Source organism: Mycobacterium sp. E2462, from assembly GCF_001672685.1.
Classification (GTDB): domain Bacteria; phylum Actinomycetota; class Actinomycetes; order Mycobacteriales; family Mycobacteriaceae; genus Mycobacterium.
Map to the genome: position 1 here is coordinate 1 of NZ_LZKC01000150.1, position 15,096 is coordinate 15,096.

Sequence of the window (15,096 nt, forward strand, 5' to 3'; positions counted from 1 at the left end):
CGCCCTCGTCCTTGGCCAGCCGCGCGGCGGTGAACACCCCGTCGTGCGGGTCGCTGGGGTTCGACGGTCGGTTCTCGCCGCCGTCGGAGAGCAGCACGATGCGGGCGGGTGGCGGCTTGTCGCCGCCGACCACCGCGGTGGCGCTGATCGCGTGCAGGGCGGTGAAAATGGCCTCGCCGGTGGCCGTGCTGTCCGCGAAGTCCAGCTTCTTCAGCGCCTCGATGGTCGCCTGGTGTTGGGGCGTCGGCGGGACCAGCAGATACGGCGTCCCGGAGAACGCCACCAGCCCCAGGTTGACGCCGGGCGTCAACTGGCCGGCGAACTGGGTGGCCGCTTCCTCGGCGGCCTTGAGCCGGTTGGGCGGCACGTCGGTCGCCCGCATGGATTGCGACACGTCGATCACCAGCATCACGACCGCCCGGTTCAGCGGGATCCGGATGTCGGACGTCGGCCCGGCCATGGCCGTGGTCAGCAGCACCAGCGACGTGGCCAGCAGGACGGTCGGCAGGTGCCGCCACCGGCTGCGCCGGGCCGGGGCGACCCGCTCGAGCACCTCCATGTTGGCGAACCGCAGCACCCGGCGGCGCCGGGCGAATTGCAGGACGACGTAAAGCCCCACCACCAGCAGCACGGCCAACAGGAACAGGAAGAACCACGGGTTGGCGAACCCGGTCAGCGACACCGGACCCAGCAGGGGCACCTTCATGCCCAGCCACACTAGGCGTCGACGATGTGCCCCGCACCGCCCCCGCCGCCGGGGTTACCCGGCGACGAGGTCGCGGCGCTGGGTGAACTTGATGTCCAGGCTGCGCAGGTGGGTCTGCAGCCCGGCGTCCTGGATCGGGATCAAGTGCGCCGGCTGGTCGGTCTCGTTGTAGTGGGCGTGCCACATCCCCGGCGGGGTGGTGAACGCGCAACCGGCCTGCCAGTCCACCCGGGTGGGGTTGACGATGTCGCCGTGCTCGTCCAGCCGGGTGCCCAGCAGGGAGTAGCAGCCGGTCGACGGCGCGTCCAGGATGAGGTCGAGCGCGACGGACTGGTGGCGGTGCGGGCGTTGGACCTGGTTGGGCGGCAGCACGCCGAACATCGCCCACAGCACGTGGGTGATGGTCAGGGTCTGCTCCTGGTCGGCGTTGGCCAGCAGGACGCTGACGCGGCTCTTCTCGTTGGCGCCGGGCCGCGCGGCGATCTCCTCGAGCTTGGCCACCGCGTCGGACCGGCGGAACTTGGTGGCGCGGAACCGCGGCTCGTCGGCGCGGGTGCCGAGGTAGCGCATCAGCGGCTCGTCGTGCACCCAGTACATGGTCGCGTCGGCGGCGCCGTAGAACACCGTCTCGCTGCCGGCGGGCAGGGTCAGGAAGTCACCCTTCTCCCAGCCGACCAGCCGCCCGTTCACCGCCGCGAAGCCGCGGCCGTGCAGCACGTAGTAGAGCTGCGACGTGGCGTTCGGGCTGGTGTGGACCTGCTCGCCGGCACGGATCCGCACGAAGTTGGCCAGCAGCGCCGGGCTGGTCGCCGCGCCGGTGGTGATGCCGAGGTCGGCGGACAGATCCAGGGGGATGACACCGGTCGGCTGGTCGCGGTAGAGCTCCGGGCCGAACTTGGTGACCGGCACCTGCGGGGTGTGCCCCGAGCCGATCGGGTTGGCCGCCTTGGAGTACTCGAAATACTGGGCGTCGTCGGCCCACTCCTCGAAGCGGCCCTCGAAACCGTACTCCGCCACATTCACCGCGGGCGCGGGGATCGTCGGGTCCAGGTTCGGGATCAGTGACTGCTGCATGGTGGTCATGGGGCCGCCTCACTTTCCGGCTCGGGCATCTTGTGTTTTTATCGTATCCAACTTGTATCTCAGCGTCAACCGGGTTCGCGTCGGCCCAAATTACGCCGTCGCGGTGTACGGTCAGCCACGGTTGAGATACGACTGAGCTACCAGAGGACGACTTGTGGCAACGGACGGGCCGGGCACGGCCAAGGACCGCGCGCTCGCGTACGTCAAGGCGCGGGTGCTCACCGGCGCGTTCCCCGGCGGGGAGCTGATCAGCGAGGGCGACGTGGCCGCGGCGCTCGGCATGTCCCGCACGCCCGTGCGCGAGGCGTTCCTGCGGCTGGAGGCCGAGGGCCTGCTGCGGCTCTACCCGCAACGCGGCGCGCTGGTGGTGCCGGTCTCCCCCGACGAGGTGCGCTCGGTCATCGAGGCGCGGCTGGTGCTGGAGCAGTTCGCCGCCGCCAAGGTGGTGGGCCGCGGCCCGGCCGCGTGCGCGGCGGTGTTCGAGCGGCTCGCGGGCGAACTGGACCGGCAGCGCGACGCCGCGGCGGCCGCCGACTGGCCGCAGTTCCTGGACTCCGACCGCGCCTTCCACGCGATCACCCTGCAGGAGTCGGCGAACGCCATCCTGTCGGGTTTCTATGCGTCCCTGCGGGATCGGCAGATGCGGATGATCGGGGAATCGGCGCTGCGCGACCCGCGGCGGGTGACGACGATCCTCGACGAGCACCGCGAGATCGCGGAGGCGGTGCGCGACGCGGACGGCGAGCGGGCCGCGCGCGCCGTGCGGACGCACCTGGCGAGCACGGTGCGGGCCATCGGGCTCGCCGTCGACTGAAAAATGTTACAAGTCGCCGGATTCGGGAAATCCCCTCCTCAGATGGCGCCCACTCCGGGAGCCGCTACAACAGGAGTCGCAAAATGATCGGATCCGTAATCCTCGCCGTTGTGGTTGGCGCGATCATCGGTGTGGTCGCCCGCCTCGTGATGCCTGGCCGCCAGAACGTCGGCATGGTGATGACAGTCGTCCTCGGGGCGATCGGCGGTTTGGTGGGCTCCTGGCTGGCCGCCCACTTCGGTTACCAGAACGCCAACGGTGGCATCGCCTGGATTCCGTTCTTCATCGGAGTCGCGGTGGCCGCCGTCCTCATCGCCGTCTACGAGGCGGTGACGGGTCGCCGCACCGGCACCCGGTTGCCCCGCTAACCTGCCCGAAAGCGGCGCCGCCCACCCTGTTACGGGTGGGCGGCGTCAGCCAATCAGTACTGCGTACCGCGGCTTGATCACCTCATCGATGATCGCCAGCCGCTCGTCGAACGGAATGAACGCGGACTTCATCGCATTGATGGTGAACCGCTCCAGATCGCTCCACCCGTAGCCGAAAGCCTGTACCAGCCGGTGCATTTCGCGGCTCATGGTGGTGTCGCTCATCAACCGGTTGTCGGTGTTGACCGTCACCCGGAACCGGGCGCGGGCCAGCAGGTCGAACGGGTGCTCCGCGATGCTGTTGACCGCGCCGGTCTGCACATTCGAACTCGGGCACAATTCCAGCGGAATCCGCTTGTCCCGCAAGATCGCCGCGAGCCGGCCCAGCCGGATCTGCCCGGCCCCGCCGCCCCCGTCGAGCACCTCGATGTCGTCGACGATGCGCACCCCGTGCCCCAGCCGGTCGGCGCCACAGAACGCGATCGCCTCGTGGATAGAAGGCAGCCCGAAAGCCTCACCGGCATGAATCGTGAAGCGCGCGTTGTGGTCTCGCATGTATTCAAACGCGTCCAGGTGCCGGGTGGGCGGGTTGCCCGCCTCGGCGCCGGCGATGTCGAACCCCACCACGCCCTTGTCCCGGAACCGGATCGCCAGCTCGGCGATCTCGCGCGACACCGCGGCGTGCCGCATCGCGGTCACCAGCAGGCGGACCACGATCGGGCGGCCCGCGGCCGCGCAGGCCCGCTCCCCGTCGGCGAACCCGGCGAGCACCGCCTCGACGATCTCGTCGAAGGACAGGCCGCGGTCGATGTGCAACTCGGGCGCGAAGCGCACCTCCGCGTAGACCACCGAATCGCCGGCCAGGTCTTCCACGCATTCGAAGGCGACGCGGTGCAGCGCCTCGGGCGTCTGCATCACCGCCACGGTGTGCGAGAACGGCTCCAGGTAGCGCTCCAGCGAGCCGCTGTGCGACCGGGTGCGAAACCAGGTCGCCAGCTCGTCCACGTCGTTGGTGGGCAGCCCGTCGTAGCCGGTCTGGCCGGCGATGTCGACCACCGTCGACGGGCGCAACCCGCCGTCGAGGTGGTCGTGCAGTAACGCCTTGGGCGCCTTGGCAATCTGTGCGAGGTCCAGCTGCGTCGTCACGTGGTGATCCGATCGATGATCAGCGGCCGCGCCACCGGCGGCGCGGCAGCAACGGTCCAGCCACCGGAGAGCTCCGCCAGCGCGGCACCGAAACGCTCCGGGGTGTCGGTATAGAGGGTGAACAGCGGCTCGCCGGCGGCGACCGGGTCACCCGGGCGGCGGTGCATCCTGACGCCGGCACCCGCCTGCACCCGGTCACCCGGGCGGGTGCGTCCCGCGCCGAGCCGCCAGGCCGCCAGACCCACCGCCATCGCGTCGATGTCGCCCATTGTGCCGCCCCGGTCCGCGGTCACCGTCTCGGCATGCCGACCGAGCGGCAGCGGCACCGACAGGTCACCACCCTGGGCTTCGACGAGCCGGCGGAATCGGTCCATCGCGCTGCCGTCGCGCAGCGTGTCGGCGGGGTCGCGGCCGTCGATCCCGGCGAGGTCGAGCATCTCTTCGGCGAGCCGCAAGGTCAGCTCGACCACGTCGGGCGGCCCGCCGCCGGCCAGCACCTCGAGCGCCTCGGCGACCTCGAGGGCATTGCCCACGGCGCGGCCCAGCGGCCGGTTCATGTCCGTCAGCAGCGCGCGGGTGGGCACCCCGTGGGCGGCGCCCAGGCCCACCATGGTGTGCGCCAGCTCGCGGCTCTGGGCTTCCGACGCCAGGAACGCCCCGGAGCCGACCTTGACGTCGAGCACCAGCGCGCCGGCGCCCTCGACAAGCTTCTTGCTCATCACCGAGCTGGCGATCAGCGGCAAGGCCTCGACGGTGGCCGTGATGTCACGCAGGGCGTACAGCTTCGCGTCGGCGGGGGCCAGGTCGCCCGCGGCGAAAATCGCGGCGCCGACGTCGCGCAGCTGCGCCCGCACCCGCCCGCTGGACAGCGCCGCGCCGAACCCGGCGATGGAGTCCAGCTTGTCCAGCGTGCCGCCGGTGTGCCCGAGGCCCCGGCCGGAGGCTTGGGGCACCGCCGCCCCGCAGGCGGCGACGACGGGCACCAGCGGCAGCGTGATCTTGTCGCCCACCCCGCCGGTGGAGTGTTTGTCCACGGTCGGCAACCCCAGGCCGGTGAAGTCCAGCCGCTGCCCCGAGGCCAGCATCGCGGCCGTCCAGCGGGCGGTCTCGGCGGCGTCCAGGCCGCGCCACACGATCGCCATCAGGAGCGCGGCCATCTGTTCCTCCGCCACCCGCCCGTGGGTGTACGCGTCGATCACCCAGTCGATCGCGGCGTCGGACAACCGGCCGCCGTCGCGTTTGGTCCTGATCACGGTGGGCGCGTCGAATGCCGGCTCGGTCACGGGGTTCACCTGGGTGCTCAGGGTGTCGTCACGTTCTCGCGGACGAACGACGCGAGCGCGCCGACCAGTTGGGCGGAGAACGGCAGCGGATTGCCGTAGTCGGTTCCGCCGGGGTCCTGCTTGAGGACGTGATCGACGCCGGTGAGGTGGACGTAGTCGACCTTGGCCCCCGCGCCGGACAGCCCGGCCAGCACGAGGTCGACGTCCGAACACGGGATCTGGCGGTCGGCGTCGCTGCAGGTGAGAAACACCGGCGTGCCGCGGGGCACCTTGGCGGCCAACGCCGCCGGGTCCAGGGCGTCTTCCTCGGCCAGAGCCCGCGCGTTGGCGGCGTTGATGATCGGTCGCAGCCCCGGCGGCTCGTCCCGTGGGACCTGGCCGGTGTCGCGGAACTCTCCGATCGCCTTATCGATCGCCGCGGTGCTCTCGGCGGCCTGCGCGGGGGTGAGCCGACCGGCCCGTACACCCGCCTCGGCCTGGGCGTGGGCCTGCTCGGACACCTCGTCGAGAATGCGGCGGCTCGCCGGCTCCAGCAGGCCGACGGCCCGCACCGGCGGGACGACCCCGGGCGCGGCGGTCGCCAGCGTCAGCGCGTACAGGGCGCCCTCGCTGTGCCCGATCACCAGCAGGCGGGTGCGGTCGATGCCGGCCTGCCCGGCCAGGAACTGCAGCGCCGCGGTCGCCTCGCCCTGGAACGCGCTGATGTCGACCTGCGCCGGGTTCGCCGCGTAGGGGCCCAAGCCGGTCTGGCCGGTGCCGAGCTTGTCGTACCGCAGGGTGGCGACGCCGTCGGCGGCCAGGGCCTGCGCGAGGTTGCGCAGCGTGTCCGCGTGCCCCGGCAGCAGCGCCGAGTCACCGTTGCGGTCGGTCGGCCCGCTGCCGGCGATCAGCAGCGCCGCCGGCACGGCCCCCGGCCCCGCGGGGTGCCGAAAGGTGCCGTAGACCGTCATGTCCGCCGCCGAGAAGGAGACGGCGTCGTCCACCCAGCTGGCCTGCCCCGGCGACGTGGACGGCGACGGGGCCGGCGACGTGGGCCTCGCGGTCGGCGCCTTCGCCGCGCAGCCCGCCGTGCCGAACCCGGCCGCGACCAGGACCCCGGCCAGCAATCCGGTCCAGCCCCGGCCGGCGCTCATCGGCGTCCCCGCTCCACGTCGGCGGGCCCGAACGCCTCGGGCAGCAGCTCGTCGAGGCGGCGCGGCCCCGCCGGGTGGTCGATGAGCAGGCCGGGACCGCCGTGCTCGAGGAGCAGCTGGCGGCACCGCCCGCACGGCATCAGGGCCGCCCCGCGGCCGTCGACGCAGGCCAGCGCGGTCAGCCGGCCGCCGCCGGAGGCGTGCAGGGCGCTCACCACCCCGCACTCGGCACAGAGACCAAGACCATATGAGATGTTCTCCACATTGCAGCCCGTCACCACGCGGCCGTCGTCGACCAGCGCGGCGGCCCCGACGGGGAACTCGGAGTAGGGCGCGTAGGCCCCCTTAGAAGCGCGTATGGCCTTGTGCCGCAACGTTTCCCAGTCGATCTCCGGCATAGCGCAACCCCGCTCGACGATGGCCACAGTGCACAGTCACCCTAGCCCGAACCGGCACTTCGCAGCACGGCCCGCCCGGCGCAAACAGGGCCCTGATCGAGATAAGCTCAACTGCCCGGCCAAATGTCCATGAAGGCGGTGAGGACTGGGGTGACCACGCAAGCGAGCGCCGCGGAACCGGCAACTTCCGAGTCGGCGGCACAGACGTCCAACACGCGCAAGCGGCGGCCGCCACGAACCCTGTACCGGGGCGATCCCGGTATGTGGTCGTGGGTGCTGCACCGCATCAGCGGCGCGACGATCTTCTTCTTCCTGTTCGTCCACGTGCTGGACGCGGCGATGCTGCGGGTGAGCCCGCAGACCTACAACGCGGTGATCCACGACTACCAGACGCCGGTGGTCGGCCTCATGGAGTACGGGCTGGTCGCCGCGGTGCTCTTCCACGGCCTGAACGGCATCCGGGTCATCCTCATCGACTTCTGGTCGGAGGGCCCGCGCTACCAGCGGCTGATGTTCTGGCTCGTCGGCGTCGTGTTCCTGCTGCTGATGGTGCCCGCCGGCGTGGTGACCGTCATCCACATGATGGACCACTTCCGATGAGCAGCCCCGACCTTCAGCTCGGCCGCGGCGAGATCGCCCCGGTCCGCCAGCGCAGCCACGACCGGCCCGCCAGCCTGGACAACCCCCGCTCGCCGCGCCGCCGCGCCGGCATCCCCAACTTCGAGAAATTCGCGTGGCTGTTCATGCGGTTCTCCGGGATAGCGCTGCTCTTCCTGGCGCTGGGCCACCTGTTCATCATGCTGATGTGGGACCGCGGGGTGTACCGCATCGACTTCAACTACGTGGCGCAGCGGTGGGCGTCGCCGTTCTGGCAATTCTGGGACCTGGCGCTGCTGTGGCTGGCCCAGCTGCACGGCGGCAACGGCCTGCGCACGATCATCGACGACTACAGCCGCAAGGACAGCACCCGGTTCTGGCTGAACAGCCTGCTGTTGCTGTCGATGGGGTTCACCCTGGTGCTGGGCACCTACGTGCTGTTGACGTTCGACCCGAATATCGGAGGGTGACCCGATGATCCAGCAACACCGGTACGACGTGGTGATCGTCGGCGCGGGCGGCGCGGGCATGCGGGCCGCGGTGGAGGCGGGCCCGCGGGCCCGCACCGCGGTGCTGACCAAGCTCTACCCCACCCGCAGCCACACCGGCGCCGCGCAGGGCGGCATGTGTGCGGCGTTGGCCAACGTCGAAGAAGACAACTGGGAATGGCACACCTTCGACACCGTGAAGGGCGGCGACTACCTGGCCGACCAGGACGCGGTCGAGATCATGTGCAAGGAAGCCATCGACGCGGTGCTCGACCTGGAAAAGATGGGAATGCCGTTCAACCGCACCCCGGAGGGCCGCATCGACCAGCGCCGCTTCGGCGGCCACACCCGCGACCACGGCAAGGCCCCGGTGCGCCGGGCCTGCTACGCCGCCGACCGCACCGGCCACATGATCCTGCAGACGCTGTACCAGAACTGCGTCAAGCATGACGTGCAGTTCTTCAACGAGTTCTACGCGCTTGACCTGGTGCTCACCCAGACCCCCAGCGGCCCGGTGGCCACCGGCGTGGTCGCCTATGAGCTGGCCACCGGGGCCATCCACGTCTTCCACGCCAAGGCCGTGGTGCTGGCGACCGGCGGGTCGGGCCGGATGTACAAGACCACCTCCAACGCCCACACCCTTACCGGTGACGGCATCGGCATCGTCTTCCGCAAGGGACTCCCCTTGGAGGACATGGAATTTCACCAGTTCCACCCCACCGGCCTGGCCGGGCTGGGCATCCTGATCTCCGAGGCGGTGCGCGGCGAGGGCGGCCGGTTGCTCAACGGCGAGGGCGAGCGCTTCATGGAGCGCTACGCCCCGACGATCGTCGACCTGGCGCCGCGCGACATCGTCGCTCGCTCAATGGTTTTGGAGGTGCTGGAGGGCCGCGGCGCGGGGCCGCACAAGGACTACGTCTACATCGACGTCCGGCACCTGGGCGAGGACGTGCTGGAGGCCAAGCTGCCCGACATCACCGAGTTCGCCCGCACCTACCTGGGCGTGGACCCGGTCAAGGAGCTGGTGCCGGTGTACCCGACGTGCCACTACGTGATGGGCGGCATCCCCACCACCGTGACCGGTCAGGTGTTGCGGGACAACACCTCCACGGTGCCCGGCCTGTACGCGGCCGGCGAGTGCGCGTGCGTGTCGGTGCACGGCGCCAACCGGTTGGGCACCAACTCGCTGTTGGACATCAACGTGTTCGGCCGCCGCGCCGGCATCGCCGCGGCGGACTACGCCGACGGGCACGACTTCGTCGACATGCCCCCCGACCCCGCCGCGATGGTGGTGGGCTGGGTGGCCGACATCCTCTCCGAGCACGGCAACGAGCGCGTCGCCGACATCCGCGGCGCCCTGCAGCAGTCGATGGACAACAACGCGGCGGTGTTCCGCACCGAGGAGACGCTGAAGCAGGCGCTCACCGACATTCACGCCCTCAAGGAGCGTTACTCCCGAATTTCCGTGCACGACAAGGGAAAGCGGTACAACAGCGACCTGCTGGAGGCCATTGAGCTGGGCTTCCTGCTGGAGTTGGCCGAGGTCACCGTCGTCGGCGCCCTGAACCGCAAGGAGTCCCGCGGCGGCCACGCCCGCGAGGACTACCCGAACCGCGACGACGTCAACTACATGCGGCACACCATGGCCTACAAGCAGGGCACCGACCTGCTGAGCGACATCGCGCTGGACTTCAAGCCCGTGGTGCAGACCCGCTACGAACCCAAGGAACGGAAATACTGATGAGCGTCGAGTCTGCCGAACCCGAGGTCGAAACCATCGAACCGCCCTTGCCGCCGATTCCGGACGAGGCGGTGTTGGTGACCGTCAAGATCGCCCGTTTCAACCCGGACCAACCCGACGCGTACGCGGAAACCGGTGGCTGGCAAAGCTTTCGGGTGCCGTGCCTGCCCAGCGACCGGATGCTCAATCTGCTGATCTACATCAAGAGCTACCTGGACGGGACGCTGACCTTCCGGCGATCCTGCGCGCACGGCGTCTGCGGGTCGGACGCCATGCGCATCAACGGCGTCAACCGGCTGGCGTGCAAGGTGCTGATGCGTGACCTGTTGCCCAAGAAGGCGGGGAAGTCGCTGACCATCACGGTCGAGCCCATCCGCGGGCTGCCCGTGGAGAAGGACCTCGTCGTCGACATGGAACCGTTCTTCGACGCCTACCGGGCGGTCAAGCCTTACCTGATCACCTCCGGCAATCCCCCGACGCGCGAACGCATTCAAAGCCCCACCGACCGCGCCCGCTACGACGACACCACCAAGTGCATCCTGTGCGCGGCCTGCACCACCAGCTGCCCGATCTTCTGGCACGAGGGCAGCTACTACGGCCCGGCGGCGATCGTCAACGCGCACCGCTTCATCTTCGACAGCCGCGACGAGGCCGCCGCCGAGCGCCTCGACATCCTCAACGAGGTCGACGGCGTGTGGCGCTGCCGCACCACGTTCAACTGCACCGACGCCTGCCCGCGCGGCATCCAGATCACCAAGGCGATCCAAGAGGTCAAGCGGGCCACGCTGTTCTCGCGCTGAGCGGGGATGACCGGGGCCCCGCCAGCTCCGTCGAAGCGGCCGTCACGTTTGCGCGGTCCGGCTCGTCTAGAGCGCATGACCCAGAAAACCCGCCTTGCGCCCCTGCCACCCCACCGCGCGCCGTTGCTCACCCGGGCCCTGTACCGGATCGCCAAACGCCGCTACGGCCAGGTTCCCGAACCCTTCACCGTCGCCGCGCACCATCGCGGACTGCTGATCGCCGGGGCGGTGCACGAGACGATGCTGGACCGGGCTTGCACCGCGCTGCCCGCCGGGGTGCGTGAGCTCGCTGTCTACTGGACGGCCCGCGCGATCGGCTGTTCGTGGTGCGTCGACTTCGGTGCCATGCTGCAGCGCCTCGACGGCCTGGACATCAAGCGGCTCAAGGAGATCGACGACTACGCCGGTTCACCGGCGTTCACCGACGACGAACGCGCGGCCATCGCCTACGCCGACGCGATGACCACCGACCCGCACACCGTCACCGACGAGCAGGTCGCCGACCTGCGGGCCCGGTTCGGGGACGCCGGGGTGTTCGAGCTGACCTATCAGATCGGGGTAGAGAACATGCGGGCGCGGATGAACACCGCGTTGGGCATCACCGAGCAGGGCTTCAGTTCCGGGGACGCGTGCCGCGTCCCGTGGGCAAGCGAGCTAGCGGGGCCGTAGCGGAGACCCGGTGAACTTGTCCGGATTGGCGACGTCCCACAGGGCGCTGACCTTTCCGTCGCGCACCGTCAGGGCCATGATCCGCGGCATCAGTTCGCGGTGCCCGTCGGCGGCGGGCATGCCCGCGGTGTAGCCGCCCAGTTCCCCGTTGACCAGCCCCAGCTGGTAGGACGCGAACACGGCCGGTCCGTACCGTCGGGCGAGGCCGAACAGGAACCGCACCACCTTGTCCGCCCCGCGGATGACGTTGATCGCGGTGGGCGCCTTGCCGTTCGCGTCCCCGGTCAGGGTGACGTCCGGATGCAGCAGCGCCACCACGGCGTCCACGTCGCCCGCGGCCATCGCGGCCAGCAGCCGGCCCACCACCTCGTCGTGACTCGCATCGCGGGCGGGCGGCGGCTGCGCGGCGACGGCTTTGCGGGCCCGTGACGCCAGCTGGCGGGCGGCGGGTTCATTGACTCCCAGCACCCCGGCGACCTCGGCGAACGGCATCGAGAACCCGTCGTGCAACACGAACGCGACGCGCTGATCCGGGGTCAGTCGCTCCAGCACCACCATCGCGACGAACCGCGCGTCCTCGCGGGCCACCACGGCCGACAACGGGTCCGCGCCGTCCAGCCCGGTGACGATGGGCTCGGGAAGCCAAGCGCCGGTGTAGCTTTCGCGGCGGTGGGCGGCCGATCGCAGCTTGTCCAGGCCGAGCCGGCTGACCACGGTGGTCAGCCACGCCCGCGGATCGGTGACGTCCGCGCTGCGCCCGTCCCAGCGCAGCCAGGCGTCCTGCACGATGTCCTCGGCGTCGGCCACGCTGCCGGTCAGGCGGTAGGCGACCGCCATGAGATGGGATCGCAGGGCTTCGAATTCGTTGACCTGCTGCGCCGAGGTCATGGGCAAAGCCTAACCCGGCGGCCCGGCGGGACCCACGCCCGGCGACGGGCTCGGATCACACCACCACCGGCCCTGCCGCATGGGCGATGCGGCATGCGCGTCATGCGAAGTTTTCTGCGTGCGTCGGCAAGCCACTGCCCGTGCCCCGCATCGACACTGGCGTCGGTGTGCCCGCAGGGGCGCGTGCTGAAGGGGGCATCGTGGCATCGAGGTTCGACGGCAAGGTCGCGTTCATCACGGGCGCCGCGCGCGGCCAGGGGCGTTCGCACGCCGTGCGGTTCGCGGAAGAAGGCGCGGACATCATCGCCCTGGACATCTGCGAGCCGATCGAGACCGTCGCCTATCCCCTGGCCTCCCAGGAAGACCTCGACGAGACCGTCAACCTGGTGGAGAAGACCGGGCGGCGCATCTTCGCCGAGCGCGCGGATGTCCGCGACTTCGGCCGCCTGCGCTGGGTGTTGGCGAACGCCGTGTCCGAGCTCGGCCGCATCGACTTCGTCATCGCCAACGCCGGCATAGCGCCGGGCGTCGGCCTGGCCCACCCGACGGTGGACGCGTTCCGCGACGCGATCGACGTCATGCTCAACGGCGTCTACTTCACGATCGAGGCGGCCTTGCCGCACCTGCTCTCCCACGGGGACGGCGGCGCCATCGTCATCACCAGCTCGGCGGCCGGCTTCAAGCCCATGGTGCGCAACTACGAGATGCGCTCCCCGGGGCTGGCCGGCTACACGGCGGCCAAGCACGGGGTGATCGGGCTGATGCGCTACTACGCGACCATCCTGGCGGAGCACCGCGTCCGCGTGAATTCCGTGCACCCGACTGGGGTGGCGACGCCGATGATCCAGAACGAGGTGGTGCAAAGCTTGATCCAGGAGCATCCGGGGTTCGCGGCCGCCTTCACCAACCTGCTGCCCGTGCCGGTCGTGGACCCCGAGGACGTCACGGAGGCCATGCTGTACCTGTGCGGCACATCCGGTCGCTACCTCACCGGCGCGACGCTGCCCGTGGATGCCGGGGTCCTGCTGCGGTGATCCGGGCGGCCGTTACGCTCGCGGCGGTGACCGACAGGAGGCCGACACCATGACCGACAACCTGTGGCTGCACTTCTCGCGGCACGGCGCCGGCATCACGCCCCCGATCATCACCCGCGGCGAGGGCGTCACCATCTACGACGACCGCGGCAAGAGCTACCTCGACGGGCTCTCGGGCCTGTTCACCGTGCAGGTCGGCCACGGCCGCGCCGAACTCGCCGAGGTCGCCGCGCGGCAGGCCGGCACGCTCGCGTTCTTCCCCGTGTGGGGCTACGCCACCCCGCCCGCGATCGCGCTCGCCGAACGCCTCGCGCGCTACGCGCCCGGCGACCTGAACCGGGTCTTCTTCACCACCGGCGGCACCGAGGCGGTGGAAACGGCGTGGAAGCTGGCCAAGCAATACTTCAAGCTGACCGGCAAACCCGGTAAGCACAAGGTGATTTCGCGCGCGGTCGCCTACCACGGCACCACCCAGGGCGCGCTCGCGATCACCGGGTTGCCGCGATACAAGGCGCCGTTCGAACCGGTGACGCCCGGCGGCTTCCGGGTGCCCAACACCAACGCATACCGGGCGCCGGAGCCGTTCTCGGCCGGTGCCGACGTCGACGCAAAAGCCTTCGGGCGCTGGGCCGCCGACCGCATCGCCGAGGCGATCGAGTTCGAGGGACCCGACACCGTCGCCGCCGTGTTCTTGGAGCCGGTGCAGAACGCCGGCGGCAGCATCCCGGCTCCCCCAGGCTATTTCGACCGCGTCCGGGAGATCTGCGACGCCTACGACGTGTTGTTGGTCTCCGACGAAGTGATCTGCGCGTTCGGCCGCATCGGCTCGATGTTCGCCTGCAGCAGCGAGATCGGGAACCTGGGCTACGTGCCCGACATGATCACCTGCGCCAAGGGCATGACGTCGGGCTACTCACCGATCGGTGCGATGATCGCGACCGACAGGTTGTTCGAGCCGTTCGACGACGGCGCCACCACGTTCCCGCACGGGTATACCTTTGGCGGACACCCGGTTTCGGCCGCGGTGGCGCTGGCCAACCTCGACATCTTCGAACGCGAGGGGCTCAACGATCACGTCCGGGACCAGGCGCCCGCCTTTCGGGCCACCCTGGAGAAGCTCTATGACCTGCCGATCGTGGGCGACGTGCGCGGCGAGGGCTATTTCTACGGCATCGAGCTGGTCAAGGATCAGGCGACCAAGGAGAGGTTCAGCGACGAGGAGCGCCGCGCGCTGCTGGGTCGCGTCGGGCCGGCCCTGTTCGACGCCGGGCTGTACTGCCGCACCGACGACCGCGGTGACTCCGTCGTCCAGCTGGCGCCGCCCCTGATCAGCGGGCAGGCCGAGTTCGACGCGATCGAGTCGATGCTGCGGGCCGTGCTCAGCGAGGAGTCGCGGCGGCTCTGACCGCGGCGGCGGCCAGCAACACCTCGCGGGAATGGGCCGCCGACGAGCTTTTCGTCAGGCGGGTGAGCGCGTTGCACAGCCAGGTCAGCGCCGAGCGCAGCTCGGGATCGCCGGTGGCCGCGCGGTGCGCCTCGAGTTCGGTCACCACCTGCTCGGTGCCGGTGCGCCGCACCTGCGTCGCCTTCTCGGCTTGCTTGAGCAGGTGCCCCAGCGACCGCGGACCGGATTCGGCCGCGCCGCCTCGGGAGCCCGCCAGCCTGGCCCACCACGTGTTGTTCGGAATAGCCGCCAGTGTAGGGGTTGGGTGCGGCCCGCGCGCGCCGACCGCATCGCAACACGAGCCACACCAGTAACAGCGCGGCTCCCCGGATTCGGGCCGGCGATCCCCTACTCTGCACAACTAATGAGCCTCTTACGTTCCACGTCGTGCCTGGCAGCGGCGCTGATCGTGCTCGCCGCGCCGGCGGCGGTCGGCGCGGCGATCTCCCGGGCCGAACCCGCCGCGGGTCCCAACGCCGCACAGACGGACTGCCCGTACAAGAT

Annotated in this window: 16 protein-coding genes and 1 pseudogene; 9 read left to right on the forward strand and 8 right to left on the reverse strand. The window is 70.3% G+C overall.

The genetic code is table 11. The annotated features are described in order from the left end of the window. Together A5714_RS06910 and A5714_RS06915 are read right to left on the reverse strand one after the other, a co-directional pair. Window positions 1-706 (reverse strand): VWA domain-containing protein (locus A5714_RS06910; protein ID WP_068284141.1); only part of this gene is annotated, 706 nt, incomplete at its 3' end. A 54-nt stretch (window positions 707-760) separates the two neighbouring features. Further along, entirely contained in the window at window positions 761-1,780 is a 1,020-nt protein-coding gene (locus A5714_RS06915) for a cupin (RefSeq protein WP_068284144.1), read from the reverse strand. A 163-nt stretch (window positions 1,781-1,943) separates the two neighbouring features. Here A5714_RS06915 and A5714_RS06920 point away from each other — a divergent pair, with 163 nt between their 5' ends. Next, on the forward strand, window positions 1,944-2,603 hold the full coding sequence (locus A5714_RS06920; protein ID WP_068284122.1) for a GntR family transcriptional regulator: 660 nt from the start codon (window positions 1,944-1,946) through the stop codon (window positions 2,601-2,603). Window positions 2,604-2,686: 83 nt separating this feature from the next. Then, window positions 2,687-2,971, forward strand: a complete 285-nt coding sequence (locus A5714_RS06925; RefSeq protein ID WP_068072085.1) for a GlsB/YeaQ/YmgE family stress response membrane protein — start codon at window positions 2,687-2,689, stop codon at window positions 2,969-2,971. Window positions 2,972-3,016: 45 nt separating this feature from the next. Here the strand turns inward: A5714_RS06925 and A5714_RS06930 are convergent, their stop codons facing one another. From A5714_RS06930 to A5714_RS06945, 4 genes are read right to left on the reverse strand one after another with little or no spacing between them, the layout of a single operon-like run. Beyond that, the gene (locus tag A5714_RS06930; protein ID WP_068072087.1) at window positions 3,017-4,117 is read right to left on the reverse strand and encodes an adenosine deaminase; all 1,101 of its coding nucleotides are present in this window, start codon (window positions 4,115-4,117) and stop codon (window positions 3,017-3,019) included. Next, on the reverse strand, window positions 4,114-5,400 hold the full coding sequence (locus A5714_RS06935; RefSeq protein WP_068284148.1) for a thymidine phosphorylase: 1,287 nt from the start codon (window positions 5,398-5,400) through the stop codon (window positions 4,114-4,116). The genes A5714_RS06930 and A5714_RS06935 overlap by 4 nt, the downstream gene beginning before the upstream one ends. Window positions 5,401-5,417: 17 nt before the next feature. After that, on the reverse strand, window positions 5,418-6,533 hold the full coding sequence (locus A5714_RS06940) for a S9 family peptidase (protein WP_231975819.1): 1,116 nt from the start codon (window positions 6,531-6,533) through the stop codon (window positions 5,418-5,420). Beyond that, window positions 6,530-6,931, reverse strand: coding sequence for a cytidine deaminase (locus tag A5714_RS06945; RefSeq protein WP_068284125.1), 402 nt, complete (start codon window positions 6,929-6,931; stop codon window positions 6,530-6,532). Before A5714_RS06945 ends, A5714_RS06940 begins: the two co-directional genes overlap by 4 nt. 261 nt (window positions 6,932-7,192) lie before the next feature. Between A5714_RS06945 and sdhC the strand changes: the two genes are divergently transcribed. The 5 genes and pseudogenes from sdhC to A5714_RS06970 form a co-directional block, all read left to right on the forward strand. Then, window positions 7,193-7,531: a succinate dehydrogenase, cytochrome b556 subunit gene (sdhC, locus tag A5714_RS06950; protein ID WP_068072090.1), complete on the forward strand. Its 339-nt coding sequence runs from the start codon at window positions 7,193-7,195 to the stop codon at window positions 7,529-7,531. Continuing rightward, window positions 7,528-7,998 (forward strand): succinate dehydrogenase hydrophobic membrane anchor subunit, encoded by a 471-nt coding sequence (locus A5714_RS06955; protein WP_068072094.1) that lies wholly within the window; start codon window positions 7,528-7,530, stop codon window positions 7,996-7,998. Before sdhC ends, A5714_RS06955 begins: the two co-directional genes overlap by 4 nt. Window positions 7,999-8,002: 4 nt before the next feature. Continuing rightward, entirely contained in the window at window positions 8,003-9,757 is a 1,755-nt protein-coding gene (sdhA, locus tag A5714_RS06960; protein ID WP_068072096.1) for a succinate dehydrogenase flavoprotein subunit, read from the forward strand. Next, window positions 9,757-10,557 carry a succinate dehydrogenase iron-sulfur subunit gene (locus tag A5714_RS06965; RefSeq protein ID WP_068284128.1) on the forward strand — a complete coding sequence of 267 codons (801 nt, stop codon included), beginning with the start codon at window positions 9,757-9,759 and terminating at the stop codon, window positions 10,555-10,557. Before sdhA ends, A5714_RS06965 begins: the two co-directional genes overlap by 1 nt. A gap of 42 nt (window positions 10,558-10,599) precedes the next feature. After that, a pseudogene (locus tag A5714_RS06970) lies at window positions 10,600-11,226 on the forward strand (carboxymuconolactone decarboxylase family protein); the annotation flags it as partial. Here A5714_RS06970 and A5714_RS06975 read toward each other — a convergent pair. Continuing rightward, entirely contained in the window at window positions 11,212-12,114 is a 903-nt protein-coding gene (locus A5714_RS06975; protein WP_068284135.1) for a sigma-70 family RNA polymerase sigma factor, read from the reverse strand. The pseudogene A5714_RS06970 and the gene A5714_RS06975 overlap by 15 nt on opposite strands. 200 nt (window positions 12,115-12,314) lie before the next feature. On the opposite strand from A5714_RS06975, the gene A5714_RS06980 reads away from it, so the two are divergent. Beyond that, window positions 12,315-13,148, forward strand: a complete 834-nt coding sequence (locus A5714_RS06980) for a mycofactocin-coupled SDR family oxidoreductase (RefSeq protein ID WP_068284139.1) — start codon at window positions 12,315-12,317, stop codon at window positions 13,146-13,148. Between the two features lie 49 nt (window positions 13,149-13,197). Further along, a complete protein-coding gene (locus A5714_RS06985) occupies window positions 13,198-14,553 on the forward strand; it encodes an aspartate aminotransferase family protein (RefSeq protein WP_068284153.1) in 1,356 nt (451 codons plus the stop codon). Here A5714_RS06985 and A5714_RS06990 read toward each other — a convergent pair. After that, window positions 14,528-14,764, reverse strand: coding sequence for a hypothetical protein (locus tag A5714_RS06990; RefSeq protein WP_082959610.1), 237 nt, complete (start codon window positions 14,762-14,764; stop codon window positions 14,528-14,530). The genes A5714_RS06985 and A5714_RS06990 overlap by 26 nt on opposite strands. Window positions 14,765-15,096 lie beyond the last annotated feature (332 nt).